Here is a 16,418-nt window from a genome sequence, read left to right as displayed (position 1 = left end):
CCGTGTCGCGAGCGTCTCTACTTGCCTAAGCGAATTTCACTTTCAGTAACGGAGTGCGTCGATCGGGTGCATCTTTGCCGCCCGGTACGCCGGGTACACCCCGGCCAGCAGCCCCACCACGAGGCTGATCCCGAACGCGATCCCCGCAATCAACGGCGACACCTGGGGCACCCCGAATTCCGGCCACCACCTCGGCACCGCTTCCCGGCCCGCATAGGCCAGCCCGATACCGATCCCGATGCCGAGCAGGCCGCCAATGCCGGCGAGCACCATCGCCTCGATCAGGAACTGCTTCATCACGGCGCCGCTACGGGCCCCGATGGCCTTTCGGATACCGATCTCGGCGGTCCGCTCCGAAACGGTCACCAGCATCATGTTCGCCAGCCCGAGCGCGCCGATGAAAAGCGCCACCGAAGCGACCGCGAGGGAGAAGATGGTGAAGTAGCGCAGGAACTTGTCGATCTGCTCCAGCTGGGCGGCGGGAGTGGACAGCGTGTAGTCCCGCTGGCCGGGATCGGTGATTTTGTGCCGCTGGTCGAGGATTCGCTGGATGTCCGCGATCGCGGCCGGCACGGCGTCGATACTTTTGGCGATCACGCCGAGGCCGTTCAGCCAGTTGCCGCCGGCAAACAGCAGCCGCGACGTGCTGATGGGCGTCAGCACGAACGCGTCCTGGGTCCCGCCGACCTCGGCCATCACGCCGATGACCTTCACCTGGACCCGGCCGACGCGCACGTCGGAACCCACGGCGGCCTGTAGGTTCCCGTCGAAGAGGTTGTCCACGATCCGCTTGCCGATCAGGACGACCCGGGCCCGGTCCGCGCCGTCCTCGGCGGTGATGTTCCGGCCGGCCAGCAGGTGGCGGTCGCGGGTGCGCAGATAGCCCTCGGAGGTCCCGCCGATGTTCACCGCGTACTCGCGCTCGTTGTAGCGCATCACCGCGATACCCGAGCGCAGGGGAATCACCTCGGAGAAGTTGCTGGACGCCTTCGGGTCGGCCAGGGCCTGGTAGTCCTCCTCGGTGAGCGGCTCGGTGGGCGTGGCGTCACCCGCCGAGGCCGAGGTCTTGGAGATGATCACCGAGGTGTTGAGCGGGGCGAACGTGTCGGTGAACTTCTGCCGCGCGCCGGCGCCGAACGCCGACAGCAGCACGACCGCCGTGATGCCCATGACGATGCCGAAGATGGTCAGCGCCGTGCGCATCTTGGCGGTGCGCATGCTGTGGAACGCGATGATGAGCGCTTCCCTGAAGTACATCGGGTCCTCCGGCTATGCGCGCAGCGCGTCGATGGGGTGCAGCCTGGACGCCCGGACCGCCGGGTAGACCCCGGCGAGCAGACCGATCACCAGGCTGATGCCGAATGCCCCGGCGACGGTCGCCGGAGATACGTGGGCCTCACCGACCTCGGGCAGCCAGAGGGGCACGAACCTCGCCGCCAGGAAGGTCAGCCCGACGCCCAACGCGGCGCCGAGCAGCCCGCCCATTCCGGCGAGCACCAAAGCCTCCGCGAGAAACTGCTTCATGATTGAGCTGCGGCGCGCGCCGATTGCCTTGCGAATACCGATTTCGGCGGTCCGGTTCTTCACCGTGACCATCATGACGTTCGCGACCCCGATACCACCGACGATCAACGACAACGTACCGATGATGTAGGTCAGCCAGGTCAGCACGCTGAGGTAATTGTTGATCCGTTTGATCTCCGACGTCATCGGGGCCACATCGAAGTCCCGGAAACCCGGTTCCTTGACGTTGTGCCGTTGGTCCATGACCTCGTTGAGCACGTTGACCGCCGCCGGAACCTGGTCGATGGTATTCGCCATCACCCCGAAGCCGTTGAGGTTCTCGCCGCCACCCATGACCATTCGGGAGGTGTTCAGGGGCATCATGACGAAATGGTCCATGTTGTCGCCGGCATAGCCGAACACGCCGATCACCTTCATGGTGAACCGGCCGACCTGGATTTCTTTTCCGAGGGCGTCACCGGTATTGCCGTAGAAGAGCTGGTTGACCACCCGGCGGCCGATGACCACGACCTTCGCCTTTTCTTCGTTGTCGTCCGCGTTGAACATCCGACCGGCGACGACCTTCATGTTCCTGACCTTGAGGAAGCTCTCGCTCGAGCTATTCACCGAGGCCTTCATCGTCTGGCCCTCGTACTTCACGATCCCGCTGCCGAAGCGGTTCGGCGCCACATCGGAATAGCCGCCGCGCTCCCCGGCGGCGATCACCGCCTGCAGGTCCGACTCGGTGATGGGCCGGGCGCCATTGCCGCCGGGCATCGCGGCGGTCACCTTGGAGACAATGATCATTCGGTTGAGGTCGCCGAACTGTTCGGCAAAACCGTCACGCACTCCGTTGGACAACCCGACCAGGACGATGACGACCGCGACTCCGGCGACAATGCCCAGCGTCGTCAATGCGGTTCGCAACCGGGCCGCCCGCATACTCCGCAACGCGATGCGTACCGCTTCGTAACCCTGCATCGAAGTGCTCCCTAGCCCCGTAGGTCGACGCCGCCCCCCACCGCGAAGTAAAGACAGCCTAACTTAATATATGGCCACGCCCCGGCGCGACAAGGTGTGGCGCTCGCTAAGTCCAGAGAGCCGCATTTGTGGCTCCTCCGTGACCTTGGCCAGGAGCCGGCGGAAGTCGGCGAGCAGCTCGTCGACCCGGGCCGGGGAGAACAACCGGGCGGCGTAGGTCGCCTCGACCCGCATCTGGCCGTCCACCAGGAAGATCTCCACCGCCAGGTCGTGCTGGTAGGTGCCGTTGTGGATGTTGCGCCAACTCGTCCGCAGGCCGGGGAACACCGGGCCGGCCATGCCCTGCGCGAGATAGAGCAGCCGCACGTTGAACGGGTCGCCGTCCGGCCGCTGCTGGGCGACCACATCGCGGTAGGGCATGTCCTGGTGATCCAGCCCGTCGCCGCTGACCCGGTCCGCCCGGTCCACCAGCTCGACGAAGGACGGATCGCCCGAGCAGTCCAGCCGCAGCACCAGCGTGTTCCCGAAGTTGCCCACCAGGGCGCGCAACGCCGCGCCGTCCCGGTTCATCGCGGCCGAGCCGATGGGCAGGTCGACGCGGCCGCAGTGGCGGTACAGCAGCGCGCCGAACGCGGCGAGCACCACCGCGAACACGGTGACCCGCCGCTCGCCGGCCAGCGTCGTCACCGACCGGGTCTCGGCCGCATCCAGCAGGATCGACCGCCGGCCGCCCACTCCCGGCTCCGCGCTCGCCGCCTCGTCGGCCGGCAGCGGTAGCGGACCGGGCAGGCCGGCCAGCTGCCGCCGCCAGTACTCCTGGTCGGCCGGCCGCGCCGGGGCGCTCGCCCGCGCCGCCGCGACGTCCCCGTACTGCAGGGTGAGCGGCTCGGGCGCCCGGTCGCTCGCGCCGGTGGCCAGCGCGTAGCCGAGCGACAGCTCGGCCGAGATCACCGGCCAGCACCCGCCGTCCCACACGATGTGGTGCACCGCGAGCACCAGCCCGTACGCCCCCTCACCGGCGTCGCGGAAGATCACCGCGCGCAGCGGCCACTCCTCGGCCAGGTCGAACCGGTGCCCGGCCAGCTCGGAGATCAGCCGCTCGGCCGAGCCGCCCCCGGGGAGGTCGACCAACGGGGTGAGCCGTTCCGCGTCCTCCGGTGCGGGGTCGATTCGCTGGTAGGGCCGGCCGTCACGGTCGAGCGGGTAACGGGTGCGCAGGACCTCGTGCCGCGCGACCAGTGACAGCAGCGCGGCCCGCAGGGCCGGGACGTCCAGCTCGCCCTCGATGGCCAGGTGGATGCAGACGTTGTACGCGGCGCCGGTGACGTCGGCCCGATGGGCCGCCCAAGTTGCGTGCTGCGCCGGTGACAGGGGTGCCCGGTCGCGGTCCGGCCGGGGCACGATCTCCCGCTCCGGCGGGCGATCCTCCGCGACCCCCGCCGCCATGAGCCGCTTGGACATCAGCGCGGCGCGACGCCCGGCAGAGCCGCCGGGCCCGGAAACTCGCATGTCGGCAACCACCTACGTCCACCAAGTCGGATTCGCCCAGGGCCGCAATCGCGCCCGGCGGCACGGAAACCGGCTGCCCCAGCCGGCGTGAGCAAAGTCGCCCCCCGGCCGGAACAAAGGATAGGCTAGCTTCACTTTCTGACACAAGGCATCGACTACCTGACCGGCCCAGTACCCGGCATGATCGGCAGGTCTGTCGGGGAGGAGCGAACCGGAATGTCCTCGTGGTTGCGCGGAGCCGCCATCCTGCTCATGACGCTGGCGCTGGCCGGGTGCGGGGGCACCGCGCCCGAGCAACCGGCCGCCTCCGCCGACGGCGCGTTCCCGGTCTCGGTGCAGACCAAGTTCGGCACCACCACGATCAACCGGCGGCCAGTGCGCGTGGTGGCCATGACCTGGGCCGATGCCGACTTCGCGCTCTCGCTCGGCGTCGTTCCGGTGGGCATCGGCCGGGCCAACTACGCGCCGACCGAGCTCCAGCCGTGGGCCGCCGAGCGGTTCGCCGGGGAGAAGCCGGTCGTGTTCGACTCCCGGGACGGCGCCCCGGTCGAACGGGTGGCCAGCCTGCGGCCCGACATCATCCTGGCGACCAAGGACTTCCGGCTGGACGACGGCTACGCCCAGCTCTCCCGGGTCGCCCCGGTGGTCGGCTACCTCAACGGCCCCAACAACGACACCTGGCAGCACAGCCTGCGGGCCGTCGCCACGGCACTGGGCAAGGCCGACGAGGGGAAGCGGGTCGTCGACGACACCGAGGGGTGGATGGCCGCCCAGAAGGCGGCCCATCCCGAGCTGGCCGACAAGACCTTCGCCTACGTCATCGCCGCGGACTCCAGCGCGCTGAACACGGTGAACTCCACCGACGACGTCTCCGCCGGAATCCTCACCGCGTTGGGCCTGCGGCTGTCTCCGACCGTGCTGGGCCTGCCGACGGGAAGCATCCCCGGGCGCGCGCCGGTCAGCGGGGAGAACCTGGGGGTGGTGGACGCTGACGTGTTGATCGGTGCCGGCACCCAGCCGGGCCTCGCCGGCCTCGAGCGGCACCCGGTGTTCGTCGCCCTCCCGTCGGTGCGCCGGGGGGCGTTCGTGCCGATCGACAACCAGGTGGCGAATGCGCTGGCCTACCCGACGCCGCTGAGCCTGCGTTGGGCGCTGCCCCGGCTCATCCCGCACCTGTCCGACGCGGCCAATCGGTAACGCCGAGAGCAGCGGCAGCGGAACGAGTATCGGCACGGTCACGCCGGCTCGATCGAGCCGGCCAGCGCCCGCTTGTCGATCTTGCCGACGCCGGTCACCGGTAGTTTCTCCCGGACCACCAGCCGGTCCGGAGTGACGAACCGGGCCAGCCCCCGGTCGGCCAGGAAGGCCCGCAGCTCCTTGAGCTTCGGTGGCCGGTCGGCCTCGGCGGACAGCACGACCACGGCGCAGACCCGCTCGCCGACGCTCTCGTCCGGCAGGCCGAAGACCGCCACCTGGGCGATCGAGGGGTGCTCGGCGAGGTGGTCCTCGAGCATCGTGGCGGACACGTTCTCCCCGCCCCGGTTGATCACTTCCTTGCTGCGCCCGGCCACGACGAGGTGTCCGGACGGAAGCCGGCGCACCAGGTCACCGGTCTTGTAGAAGCCGTCCGGGGTGAACGCGCCGGCGTTGTACGCGTCGGCCCGGAAGTACCCGCGCAGCGTGTACGGCCCCCGGGTGAACAGCTCGCCCACCTCGCCGGGCGGCACGTCCGCACCGGTTTCGCCGTCCACCACCCGGATCTCGTCGTCCGGGCACAGCGGCCGGCCCTGGGTGCCGTTGACCAGGTCGGCCGGGTCGTCCAGCCGGGTGTAGTTGAGCAGGCCCTCGGCCATGCCGAACACCTGCTGCACCCCGCAGCCCAGCTCCGGGGTGACCCGTTCGGCCAGGCCCTGGTCCAGCTTCGCGCCACCCACCTGGAGCAGCCGCAGGCTGGACCGGTCACTGGTGTCCCAACCGGCCGCCTCGACCCACATCCGGGCCATCGGCGGGACCAGCGCGGTGACCGTCACCCGTTCCCGCTCGACCAGCCGCAGGCCCACGTCCGGGCTGGGCGCCGGGGCGAGCACCGTGGTGGCACCCGCTCCCAGCGCGCCGAGGAAACCGGGGCAGGCCAGCGGGAAGTTGTGCGCGATGGGCAGGCAGGCCAGGTAGACGTCCTCGGCGACCAGCCCGCACACCTCGGCGCTGGCCCGCGCGTTGTAGGCGTAGTCCCGGTGGGTGCGCGGGATCAGCTTGGGTTTGCCCGTGGTGCCACCGGAGATCAACAGCACCGCCACGTCACCCGGGCCGGGCTGGTCCAGCGGCTCCGGGGCCCGTCCCGGCACAGCATCCGGCAGCGGGGCGAAGTCGCCGGGCTCGCCGGCCACCAGCACGTGCTCCAGCTCCGGCACGGCGGCCCGTACCGACGCGGCCAGCCCCCGGTAGTCGAAGCCCTCGTGCCGGTCCGGGATCACGTACGCCCGCGCCTCGGCCAGCCGGACGAAGTGCTCGATCTCCAACTGCCGGTGCGCGGGCAGCGCCAGCACCGGCACCACGCCCAGACGCAGCAGCCCGAACAGGGTCACCGCGAACTCCGGCACGTTGGGCAGCTGCACCACCACCCGGTCACCCGCGCGCAGGCCCAGCTCGCGCAGGCCCTGGGCGCGCGCGTCGGCCAGCCGGTTCAGCTCGGCGTAGCTGTACCGGGAGCCGTCCGGGCGGCCGTCCACCAGCGCGACCGCGTCTCCGGACCGCTCGGCCCACTGCCGCAGCAAGCCGCCCAGCGTCTCGTCCCGCCAGTAGCCCGCCGCCCGGTACCGCTCGGCGTACTCCTCCGGCCAGGGAGTGAACCCCCTCACGACTGGGCCTCCAGCGCGGCGGCGACCTCCTCGTCGGACATCGCGGCGATCTCGCAGAAGATCTCCGCGACCTTGTCCAGCCGCCCTTCGCTCGGTTCCGCGCGGCGCATCCGCTCGGCCAGCCCGGCCACCGTGGGCGCGCCGAACAGCATGCGCACCGAGACGCCGGAGGTGTCCAGCACCTCGCGCAGCTCGCTGACCAGTGCGGTTGCCAGCAGCGAGTCGCCACCGGCGGCGAAGAACTCCTGCGTCACGTCCACCGAGTCCAGGTCGGCCAGCTGCAGGGTCTCGGCCCAGACCAGCGCGATGGCCTTCTCCAGGTGGTCGCGCGGGGCCACCCGGCCGGCGCCCGACCCGGCCGCCGAGGCGACCAGCGCGCGCACCGCCTTGCGGTCCACCTTCCCGTTCGCGGTCAGCGGCAGGCGGTCCACCCGCACCACCCGTTCGGGGATCATGTGCGGCGGCAGCAGATCGGCCAGCCCGGCCTTGACGGCTTCGACCGTGGCGTTCGTGGCCAGCTCGACGCCCGCGCCCAACTGGCCGCCAACCAGCGCGGCGGCCGCCGCGCGCACCCCGTCGGCCGAGGACAGCGCCGCCTCCACCTCACCCAGCTCCACCCGGAAGCCGCGCACCTTCACCTGGTCGTCACGCCGGCCGAGGAACTCCACGTTCCCGCCCGGCCGGTACCGGGCCAGGTCACCGGTGCGGTACCAACGACGGCCGGCGTGCTCCACGAACCGGTCGGCGGTGCGCTCCGGGTCGGCCCGGTAGCCCCGCGCCACCCCGTCGCCGCCGATCCACAGCTCGCCGGCCACCCAGTCCGGGCAGTCCCGGCCCAGCTCGTCCACCACGCGCAGGGCCACCCCGCGCAGCGGGCGGCCGTAGGGCACGGACTGCCAGTCGGCCGGCACGTTCTCCGGGTCGACCTCGCACTCCGTGGAGTGGATGGCCGTCTCGGTGGTGCCCCCGAGGCCGACGAACCGGCAGCCGGGCGCCGCTTCGGCGAGCCGGCCGGGGAGGTCCACACCCACCCGGTCACCGCCGAGCAGCACCACCCGCAGCGAGCGCAACTGGTCCGTCGCGCCGGCCGCACGCAGCGTGGCGTCCAGCAGCTGCGGCACGCAGTTGAGCACGGTCACCTCGTGCTGGGCGATCAGCCGCGCCCACTCCTGCGGGTCCTTGCGGGCGGCCTCGTCGAGCACGACCACCGCTCCGCCCACCGACAGCGGACCGAACAGGTCGAACACGGAGAGGTCGAAGTCCAGCGCGGACACCCCGAGGGTGCGGTCGGCCGGGCCCAGCCCGTAGCGCTCGCACAGGTCGGAGATGGTGGCCATGGCCGCGCGGTGCGGCACCTCCACGCCCTTCGGCTCGCCGGTGGACCCCGAGGTGAACAACACGTAGGCCAACCGGTCCGGGTCGCCCGGCACCGACCCGCCCACCGGGTCGGCCTTCAGCGCTTCGGCCAGCTCGGCCCGGTCCAGCAGCACCCGGAAACCGGCCACCGAGGCGATCCGCTCGGCCCGGGCCGGCGGCTGCTCGATGCCCACCGGCACGTACGCGGCACCGGCCGCCAGCGCACCCAGCGCCGCGATCACCTGGTCCGGCCCCTTGGGCAGGGAAACCCCGACCAGGTCACCGGGCACCACCCCGCGCGCGGCCAGCGCGCCGGCCACCCGCAGCGCCCGCTCAGCCAGCTCGCCGTAGCTCAGCGCGCCGTCCCCCCACAGCACCGCCGGGGCGTCCGGCCGGGTCCGGGCCAGCTCGAAGAAGCCCTGGTGCAGCGTCCAATCGGTGCCGATTCCGGGCTGCCCGTTGACCCGCTCGCGGATCTCCCTCTGGTCCGCCGGCAGCAGCTCGCCGACCGGTGCGGTCCAGGTGTCCGCCTCGCTGGCCAGCCCGCGCAGCAGGCCGGCGAACGCGTCGAACATGGCGTCCACGGTGCCCTCGGCGAACTCCCGGGCGCGGATGTCCCAGTTCACCAGCAGGCCGCCGGAGACCTCGGTGACCTGGGCGTCCAGCAGCACCTGCGGACCCTGGGAGATGATCCACACCGCCTCGCCGAACAGCTCGGTGACCTCGGGCGCGAACAGCTCACCCAGGTTCAGCGCGCTGGTGAACACCACCGGCGCCAGCACCTGCTGGCCGCGCAGCCGGGCCAGGTCGCGCAGCACCTCGACGCCGGAGTGGTCGGCGTGCGCGGCGTCCGCGTGCAGGCGGGACTGGGTGGCGCGCACCCGCTCGGCGAAGCCGAGCGGCTCGGTCAGGTCCACCGCGAGCAGCACCGAGCTGGTGAAGTCTCCGATCAGCAGCCCGACGTCCGGGTCCACCGGCGCCCGGTCGAACATCGGCACGTTCAGCAGGAACCGCTGGTTGCCGCTCCACGCGCCGAGCACCTCGGCGAACGCGGTGGCCACCGAGGCGGCGAGGGTGACCCCGTAGCCCCTGGCGTAGCCGGCCAGCTGCTCCCACTCGTCGGCCGGCAGCCACACGTGCTTGCGCACCACAATGGGAGGCCCGGCCACCGGGTGGCGCCCCTCGGACCCGCCCGGCCCACCCGCTGCCAGCGGCAGGTCGGGGGTGCCGGGCAGCTCGTCCAGCCGGGCCCGCCAGTAGCCGGCCGCGCGCTCGGCGGCCTCGGCCCGGGCGGCCGGGCGGCTGGCCAGGTACTCCCGGTAGCTGTAGCCGATCGGCGGCAGCTCTTCGTCCTCGCCGTTGTACAAAGCGGCGAGTTCGGCGAGCAGCATCCGGTAGCTGACCGCGTCGGCGGCCACCATGTCCACGTCCAGGTGCAGGCGGGTGCGGCCGTCGGGCAGCAGGGACAGCGCGGTGGCCAGGACCTCGCCCGCCTCGATGTCCAGCATCTGGTGCGAGTAGGCGTCCCGCACCCGCTCCAGCTCCCGCTCGGCCTCAGCCGGGTCCTGCTCGCGCAGGTCGTGCACGGCCAGCCCCCGCCAGCCGGACTCGGCGGCGATCCGCTGCCGGCCGTTGTCGCTGACCCGCACCCGGAGCATGTCGTGCCGGGCCACCAGCCGGTGCAGCGCGTCGGCCAGCCGCTCCGGGTCCACCGGGCTGCCGCCAGCGCGCTCGAACTCGGTGTAGAGATGGGCGGCGACACCGCCCAGGCGCTGGTCGGCGTCCCGCCCGACCCAGTAGGCGTGCTGCATCAGCGCGAGGTCGAACTCCTCGCCCTCATCCAGCTCTGGGCCAGCTTGGGCGACCGGCTCGGGAGCCACCGCCGCGCTCTTCGCCCGGGACGCCGCGCCGGCCCGCCGCGCGGCCAGCAGCGCCGACCACGCGTTCAGGGTCGGGTGCTCGGCCAGCTCGGCGAAATCGATCTCCAGGCCTTCCCGCCGCCAGTCCGCGACCAGGCGCATCAGCGAAATCGACTCCAGGCCCAGCTCGAACAGGTTCTGGCTGGCCGCGACCTCCTCGGGGGTCTCCTCCAGCAGCTCCGCCAGCTGGGCACCCAACTCCTCCGCGACCGCCTCGGCCGGCTTGGTCACGACGCCACCTCCCCGGCGGACAGCCGCGCATCCTCCGGTACCAGGAACCGGCTGATGCTGCGTAACTTCTCCCTGGTCTCCTCGAACTCCCGCTCCGGGACGGACTGGCCGACCACGCCGGCGCCGGCCCGCAGCCAGGTCTTCCCGTCCTGCTCGAACACAGTGCGCAGCACCAGCGCGGCGTCCAGCGCCCCGGTGGAGTCGCACACCACCACGGCGCCGCCGTACAGCCCGCGCGGCTGGCTCTCGTAGCGGTGAATGGCCTGGCAGGCCTCCGGCTTGGGCAGCCCGGAGGCGGTCACCGCCGGGAACAGCCCGGCCATCGCGTGCCAGCCGTTGCGTCCCTGGTCCAGCTGTCCGCTGACCCGCGAGGCCAGGTGCTGCACGCTCCCCCGCCTGCGCACCACCATGAACTCGTCCACCCGCACCGAACCGTCCCGGCACAGCTCGCGCAGCTCCTCCTGCGCGCCGCGAACGGAGACCGCGTGCTCGTAGACCTCCTTCGGGTCGTTCACCAGCTCGTCGCGCAGGTCGGCGTCGGTGGCCGGGTTGCCCGAGAGCGCCCGGGTGCCGGCCAGCGGCTGGGTGGTGACCCCGCCGTCGGCGCTCACCTCGACCACCGTCTCCGGGCTGAACCCGGTGGCGTGCAGGCCGCCCAGGTCCAGCAGGAACGACCGCGCCGGGGTGTTACCGGACCGGCCGGCCAGGTAGGTGGCGGGCAGGTCGACCCGGCCGGGCACCGGCACGACCCGGGACAGGATGACCTTCTGCAACCGGTGCCGCTGGATGTCCGCGACGGCGGCCTCGACCGCGCCCCGGTAGTCGTCGTAGCCGTGCATCTCGTCGGCCAGGTCCCGCGCCGGCGGCGCGGGCGGCGTGTCCGAGAGCATGCTGATCTCCCGGCACAGCTCGGCCAGCTCGTCGAGGCGCAACGCCCGCAGGTCGGCCTCCCCCTCGGTCAGGCTGACCTCCCGGCGCGGGATCACCAGGTGCGCCAGGGTCGCGTCACCGGCCGCCTCCGGCATCCCGTGCAACAGGTAGGACAGCTCGAAGGCCAGCCAGCCGTAGGCCCGCCAGTCCTCGATGCCGCTGCCCGCGAGCAATGCGCGGATCTGCTGCAGCGGCTCGGCTCCGGTGGGCTCGGCGTGCCAGCCGTCCGGCCCCCGGAAACGGATCTCCTTGGCGTTCAGCACGATTTCCTGCGCGGCGCCGAACCCGACGGTCACCCCGCCCTGGCGCTCGAACAGCAGGAACGGCCCCTCGGCACGCCGGGCCAGCCCGGTCGCGCCGACCACCGGGTCGACGCCGAGGCCGATGCTGGTGCGCGCGTAGCGGAACTCGCCGGTCTCCGAGACGGGGCCGGCCTGGCGGGTGCGCTCAGACATGCCGCTGCCCGGTGCCAAGGCTCGTTCCGCTGACGCTGCTCTCGGTGCCGATGCTCGTTCCGCTGACGCTGCTCTCGGTGTTGCCGGTCTCGGCCATCCGTTCCCGGAGGCTGGCCGGTCGCATGTCCGTCCACACCCGCTCGATGTACTCCAGGCAGGGCTGCCGCCCGTCCGGGCCGAACGCGGTGGACCAGCCGTCCGGCACGGGGACGAACGTCGGCCACAGCGAGTACTGTCCCTCGGCGTTCACCAACGCGTAGAACGTCCCGCTCTCGTCGTCGAACGGGTTGTCGGACATGGGTGTTCCTCCAGAAGATCTGTTGTGAGCGCTCGAGCACGGCGAACTCATCGCGACCGGCGGAGGCCGGCGAGCAGCGTCAGACAAGGTTTCACTCATCTATATTTAGGCCAGGCTAACTAAACACAAATGGCAAGCCGAGGCCCATCCGAGTGAGAGCAAAGTCATCAGTCGATCACGGCCGGTAACGTGAACCGTCCAAACGAGCCCGGCCGTTCCCCCTTCCGTCGAACATCCTTAGGGAAGGCGGCGTAGTTAGGCAAGGCTTGCCTGATACTCAAATTGCGGGCTTGCTCACCCTGCCCAGTCGAAAACCGGGCCGGAGCCCCGAGCCGGTGACCCGTCGGTCGGGCGACCTCGTCTCCGGCCGGGGCTTGGCCCGGACCGTGACCTGATCGCCCACTCCGGCTCGCGCAACCAGAGTGACAGTCGAGGAGGCATCGTTGGGGTGATCGCCGTTTCTGGCGGTTCCGCCGCGAAAATCGAGGCTGAACCGCCACAGTTGGCGATCACCCTTGCCCCTCCACCACTGGAATCGATGGTCAACAGGGCACCACGGCCATGCCGGACGCCCCAGAGCGACCACCGTGCCCTGTTGACCACTGATCACGGGATGAATGCCACCGGGCGGGAGCTGGCGACGATCACGCCCCGGTCAGGGAGTGGGGGCGATGACCAGCCGGGCGATCCGGGCGTCCCGGAACTCGAAGGTCATCGGGCCGGTGCCGTTGTACCCGTCCCCGGTCACCTTCAGCGTGGCGACCACCCGGTCCGGATCGTCGGTGCGCTCCAGCCCGACCAGCTCGAAGTGCGAGCGCTTGCCGATGTTGTCGGTGCGGTTCCAGGACGCCACGCCGTCCCGGCCGTGGAACACCCGGCCCCAGTCGTCCAGCACGGCGTCCTCGGTGAACGCGTCCAGGAACGCGTCGGAGTCGCCGCTGTTCGTCGCGTCGATGAACGCCCGAAGGGCGGCGGGCACGGGCTCACTCATGACCTCTGATCCTCTCGGTCACCGGTGGACAACCGCCCGCCGGCTCGGCTTGGCTGGTCGACCATGACCCCGATCATGCTGACCGACGACCAGGTGGCCGCGACACTCGACCTGGACACCGCGATCGCCAGCCAGCGCGAGGCGTTCACCGCGCTGGGCAACGGCACCGCCCGGCTCGCGGAGAAGGTCGCACTGCCCAACCCGGCGGACGGGTCGGTGGCGCTCTGCTACGTCAGCCGGCTGTCCGAGGAGCACGGCGCGGTGTGCAAGCTGGTGGACGTCCACCCCGGCAACGCCGCGCTCAACCTGCCCACGATCAACGCAACGGTGCTGGTCCTGGACGGGCCGACCGGCCGGCTGGCCGCGCTGCTCGAGGCGACCCGGCTGACCGAGATCCGCACCGCCGCCGGTTCCGCCGTGGCCGCCGACGCGCTGGCCCCGCCGGACGCCGACGAGCTGGCCGTGCTCGGGTCGGGGGTGCAGGGCCGGGCGCACGTGCGCGCGCTGCACCGGGTGCGACCGCTGCGCCGGGTCCGGGTGTGGAGCCCCAACCCGGGCCGCCGGGACGACGCCGCCGCCGAGCTGGCCGCCGAACTGGGCATCGAGGTGCGCGCGGTGGCCAGCCCGGCCGAGGCGGTGCAGGGCGCTCCGCTGGTGGCGGCCTGCACGCTCAGCGACACCCCGGTGGTGCGGGCCGCCGACCTGGCCCCCGGCGCGACCGTGCTCAGCGTGGGCTCCTTCGAGGCGGACCGGTCCGAGGTGGACGCCGAGCTGGTCCGCACGGCGCGGGTGGTGGTGGACCACGTCGACACCTCCCTCACCCACGCCGGCCCGGTGGTGCGAGCCATCGCGGCCGGCGAGCTGGAAGCCGGCGAGCTGGTCTCCCTCGGCGAGGTGCTGGTGGGGAGCCGGCCCGGCCGGACCGGCCCGGACCAGGTGGTCTTCTACAACAGCGTGGGTCTCGGGGTGCAGGACGCGGCGGCCGCGCACGCGGTGCTCGCCGCCCACCGCCGCGAGCACCGGTAGTCAACCGGTAAGCAACGGTTGGCCTGAGCGCCGAGAATCCCACCGGTCAACCCGCGCCGAGCCCTTTCCGCCCGTCCCCCGGACAGGTGAAGCTGCCACACAACCGGAAACGAGGGGGTTAACGGTGCGCGGTGACAGTTTGTTCGGGACCGGCGAACGAGGGGTTTTCCGGCGCACCCTGCCGGCCCCGGAGGAACACCAGGAACGCCGGCTGACCCGGGTACTCGGCCTCGGCCAGCTCACCCTGCTCGGCGTGGGCGCGATCATCGGCGCCGGCATCTTCAGCCTGGCCGGCGCGGTGGCGAAGAACACGGCGGGGCCGGCGGTGCTGCTCTCCTTCCTGATCGCCGGGGTGGCCTCGCTGTGCGCCGCGTTCGCCTACGCGGAGTTCGCCGGCATGGTGCCCAGGGCCGGCTCCTCCTACACCTACGGCTCCGCCGTGCTGGGCGAGCTGGTCGGCTGGGTCATCGGCTGGGACCTGCTGCTGGAGTACACGGCGATCGTGGCGGCGGTGTCCAGCGGCATGTCCGGCTACGTGGGCTACCTGCTCAACGCGGTCGGCGTGCACCTGCCGGCCTGGATGCTCGGGGCGCCAGGCACCGGGGAGGGCCACCGGGTGGACCTCATCGCGATGCTCATCTGTGTCGGCGTGGCCTGGCTGCTGAACCGGGGCACCCGGGCCTCGGCCCGGGTGGACGTGGCGCTCACCGTGATCAAGATCGGCGTGGTGCTGCTGGTCGTCGTGGTCGGCCTCGCCCTGGTCAAACCGGCCAACCTGACACCGTTCGCGCCGTTCGGCTTCGGCGGCGCGGTGGCCGGCGCGGCCACCGTGTTCTTCGCGGTGTTCGGCTACGACGCGCTGTCCACCGCGGCCGAGGAGTCCGTCCAGGCCCGCAAGCACCTGCCCAAGGCGATGATCTACTCGCTGGCCATCTCGATGGTGCTCTACGTGCTGGCCTGCATCGTACTCACCGGGATGGTGCACTACAGCGAGCTGGACCCGAAGAGCGGCTTCTCCGCCGCGTTCGCCTCGGTCGGGCTGGGCGGGGTGGGCACGGTGATCGCGGTCGGCGCGGTGCTGGGCATCGTCACGGTCAGCTTCTCGTTCATGCTGGGCGCCTCCCGGCTGTGGTACGCGCTGAGCCGGGACGGCCTGATGCCGCGCTGGTTCGGCGAGCTGCACCCCCGCCACCGGGTGCCGCACCGGGCCACCTGGGTTCTCGGCGTCGCGGCGGCGCTGCTGGCCGGCTGGCTGCCGGTGGACGAGGTCGCCCAGTTGACCAACATCGGCGTGCTGTTCGCGTTCGTCATCGTGACGGCGGCGGTGATCGTGATCAGGTACCGGCGGCCGGACCTGCCGCGCGGCTTCCGCTGCCCCTGGATGCCCTGGGTGCCCCTGCTCGGCATCGCCTTCTCGATCTGGCTGATGGCCTTCCTCAGCCTGGAGACCTGGCTACGGCTGGGCGCCTGGCTGCTGCTCGGGCTGGTGGTCTACGCGTTGTACGGCTACCGCAACACCCGGCGGGTGCTGCCCGGCGGGTCGGTGAACCTGGCCGACCTGTCCCGGCTGGGAGACGCGGAGGACGCTCAGCGGGCCGACACGGCCTTGGGGTCGACCAGCACGAAGGACTGACCGTCGTCGCTGGTGTAGTAGACCTCACGTTCGCTGCCGGTGATCAGTTTCCGGGTGCTGCGGCCCTTCGTATCGGGCGTCGGCACGACGTACTGCTTGTAGTAACCGTTGCGCTGCGGGGGCAGCGACTGGTCGTTGTTGGGGTACGCCGTGGACGCCACCTTGGCCCCGCTGCCGGAGACGCGCTGGTACAGCTGCCCCACCTCGACCGGGAGCGCGCACATCGCCCGCAGCGGCATCGAGGACGAGGACAGCCGGCCGGGAGTCACCGGGCTGGGCGCCGGGCAGTTCGGGTCGGTCGGGCTGCCCCGGCCCACGTAGGCCTGGGGCGGCGGGGAGGGCTGGGCCGACGCGGCGGCGCTGGGCTCGGCGGAAGGCGCGGCGGTCTCGGAGCTGTCCACCGGCAGCGGCGGCGGCGCGGTTACCACCGGGGCCTCGCCGCAGCCGGCCACCAGGCCGGCGGCCAGGCCGCCCAACAGCAGCGCGGTGATCAGGCCGGACGCCCTCACGCGCCACTCCTCGGCCGGCCGGCACCGCTCCGGCCGCGGGCGCCCCGGCGGGCGTCCCACGCGCCGGAGGCCAGGTCGGCCAGGGTGGCGACGCCGGCGCACAGCGGCAGGAGCACCACAATCGCCAGCGCCACCTGGAACGGGAATTCCAGCTGGGTGATCCACAGTTCGAGTGAGTCCCACCAGTTCGCCAGGGAGCGCAGCACGCCTCACAGGGTA

General features: G+C 71.8%; 12 protein-coding genes and 1 pseudogene. 3 read left to right on the top strand and 10 right to left on the bottom strand.

The window, feature by feature from the left end; genetic code table 11:
• Positions 1-42 precede the first annotated feature (42 nt).
• The 3 genes from ABEB12_RS10610 to ABEB12_RS10600 all read right to left on the bottom strand — a co-directional run bounded on the left by ABEB12_RS10610 (position 43) and on the right by ABEB12_RS10600 (position 3,993).
• On the bottom strand, positions 43-1,257 hold the full coding sequence (locus ABEB12_RS10610; protein ID WP_185066449.1) for an ABC transporter permease: 1,215 nt from the start codon (positions 1,255-1,257) through the stop codon (positions 43-45).
• Positions 1,258-1,269: 12 nt separating this feature from the next.
• On the bottom strand, positions 1,270-2,484 hold the full coding sequence (locus tag ABEB12_RS10605; protein WP_185066450.1) for an ABC transporter permease: 1,215 nt from the start codon (positions 2,482-2,484) through the stop codon (positions 1,270-1,272).
• Positions 2,485-2,547: 63 nt separating this feature from the next.
• Entirely contained in the window at positions 2,548-3,993 is a 1,446-nt protein-coding gene (locus ABEB12_RS10600; RefSeq protein WP_185066451.1) for a condensation domain-containing protein, read from the bottom strand.
• 216 nt (positions 3,994-4,209) lie between these two features.
• Here ABEB12_RS10600 and ABEB12_RS10595 point away from each other — a divergent pair, with 216 nt between their 5' ends.
• Complete coding sequence (locus ABEB12_RS10595) at positions 4,210-5,190, top strand: ABC transporter substrate-binding protein (RefSeq protein WP_185066452.1); 981 nt, start codon at positions 4,210-4,212, stop codon at positions 5,188-5,190.
• A 38-nt stretch (positions 5,191-5,228) separates the two neighbouring features.
• Here ABEB12_RS10595 and ABEB12_RS10590 read toward each other — a convergent pair whose 3' ends face one another.
• The 5 genes and pseudogenes from ABEB12_RS10590 to ABEB12_RS10570 form a co-directional block, all read right to left on the bottom strand.
• Positions 5,229-6,851 carry an AMP-binding protein gene (locus ABEB12_RS10590; protein WP_185066453.1) on the bottom strand — a complete coding sequence of 541 codons (1,623 nt, stop codon included), beginning with the start codon at positions 6,849-6,851 and terminating at the stop codon, positions 5,229-5,231.
• Positions 6,848-10,357, bottom strand: coding sequence for a non-ribosomal peptide synthetase (locus ABEB12_RS10585; protein ID WP_345702720.1), 3,510 nt, complete (start codon positions 10,355-10,357; stop codon positions 6,848-6,850). The genes ABEB12_RS10590 and ABEB12_RS10585 overlap by 4 nt, the downstream gene beginning before the upstream one ends.
• Positions 10,354-11,742, bottom strand: coding sequence for a salicylate synthase (locus tag ABEB12_RS10580; RefSeq protein WP_221499064.1), 1,389 nt, complete (start codon positions 11,740-11,742; stop codon positions 10,354-10,356). Before ABEB12_RS10580 ends, ABEB12_RS10585 begins: the two co-directional genes overlap by 4 nt.
• Positions 11,743-11,836: 94 nt before the next feature.
• Positions 11,837-12,040: pseudogene (locus tag ABEB12_RS10575) on the bottom strand (MbtH family protein); the annotation flags it as partial.
• A gap of 655 nt (positions 12,041-12,695) precedes the next feature.
• Complete coding sequence (locus ABEB12_RS10570; protein WP_185066455.1) at positions 12,696-13,031, bottom strand: nuclear transport factor 2 family protein; 336 nt, start codon at positions 13,029-13,031, stop codon at positions 12,696-12,698.
• Between the two features lie 63 nt (positions 13,032-13,094).
• Here ABEB12_RS10570 and ABEB12_RS10565 point away from each other — a divergent pair, with 63 nt between their 5' ends.
• Positions 13,095-14,057, top strand: a complete 963-nt coding sequence (locus ABEB12_RS10565; RefSeq protein ID WP_345702719.1) for an ornithine cyclodeaminase family protein — start codon at positions 13,095-13,097, stop codon at positions 14,055-14,057.
• 124 nt (positions 14,058-14,181) lie between these two features.
• Complete coding sequence (locus ABEB12_RS10560; RefSeq protein ID WP_185066456.1) at positions 14,182-15,690, top strand: amino acid permease; 1,509 nt, start codon at positions 14,182-14,184, stop codon at positions 15,688-15,690.
• Here ABEB12_RS10560 and ABEB12_RS10555 read toward each other — a convergent pair.
• Both ABEB12_RS10555 and ABEB12_RS10550 read right to left on the bottom strand, forming a co-directional pair.
• The gene (locus tag ABEB12_RS10555) at positions 15,645-16,199 is read right to left on the bottom strand and encodes a ribonuclease domain-containing protein (protein ID WP_185066457.1); all 555 of its coding nucleotides are present in this window, start codon (positions 16,197-16,199) and stop codon (positions 15,645-15,647) included. The two genes, ABEB12_RS10560 and ABEB12_RS10555, sit on opposite strands and share 46 nt — an antisense overlap.
• Positions 16,196-16,405 (bottom strand): hypothetical protein, encoded by a 210-nt coding sequence (locus ABEB12_RS10550; protein WP_185066458.1) that lies wholly within the window; start codon positions 16,403-16,405, stop codon positions 16,196-16,198. The genes ABEB12_RS10555 and ABEB12_RS10550 overlap by 4 nt, the downstream gene beginning before the upstream one ends.
• Positions 16,406-16,418 lie beyond the last annotated feature (13 nt).

The organism is Actinospineispora eucalypti (assembly GCF_039543365.1).
Classification (GTDB): Bacteria; Actinomycetota; Actinomycetes; order Mycobacteriales; family Pseudonocardiaceae; genus Pseudonocardia; species Pseudonocardia eucalypti.
Note: the sequence above shows the minus strand (reverse complement) of the source record. Positions and strands in the feature narration are given on the sequence as shown.

Excerpts from the sequence above, each read along its gene's own strand:
- ABEB12_RS10610 (WP_185066449.1), bottom strand. The coding sequence starts at position 1,257 with ATGTACTTCAGGGAAGCGCTCATCATCGCGTTCCACAGCATGCGCACC.
- ABEB12_RS10605 (WP_185066450.1), bottom strand. The coding sequence starts at position 2,484 with ATGCAGGGTTACGAAGCGGTACGCATCGCGTTGCGGAGTATGCGGGCG.
- ABEB12_RS10600 (WP_185066451.1), bottom strand. The coding sequence starts at position 3,993 with ATGCGAGTTTCCGGGCCCGGCGGCTCTGCCGGGCGTCGCGCCGCGCTG.
- ABEB12_RS10595 (WP_185066452.1), top strand. The coding sequence starts at position 4,210 with ATGTCCTCGTGGTTGCGCGGAGCCGCCATCCTGCTCATGACGCTGGCG.
- ABEB12_RS10580 (WP_221499064.1), bottom strand. The coding sequence starts at position 11,742 with ATGTCTGAGCGCACCCGCCAGGCCGGCCCCGTCTCGGAGACCGGCGAG.
- ABEB12_RS10570 (WP_185066455.1), bottom strand. The coding sequence starts at position 13,031 with ATGAGTGAGCCCGTGCCCGCCGCCCTTCGGGCGTTCATCGACGCGACG.
- ABEB12_RS10565 (WP_345702719.1), top strand. The coding sequence starts at position 13,095 with ATGACCCCGATCATGCTGACCGACGACCAGGTGGCCGCGACACTCGAC.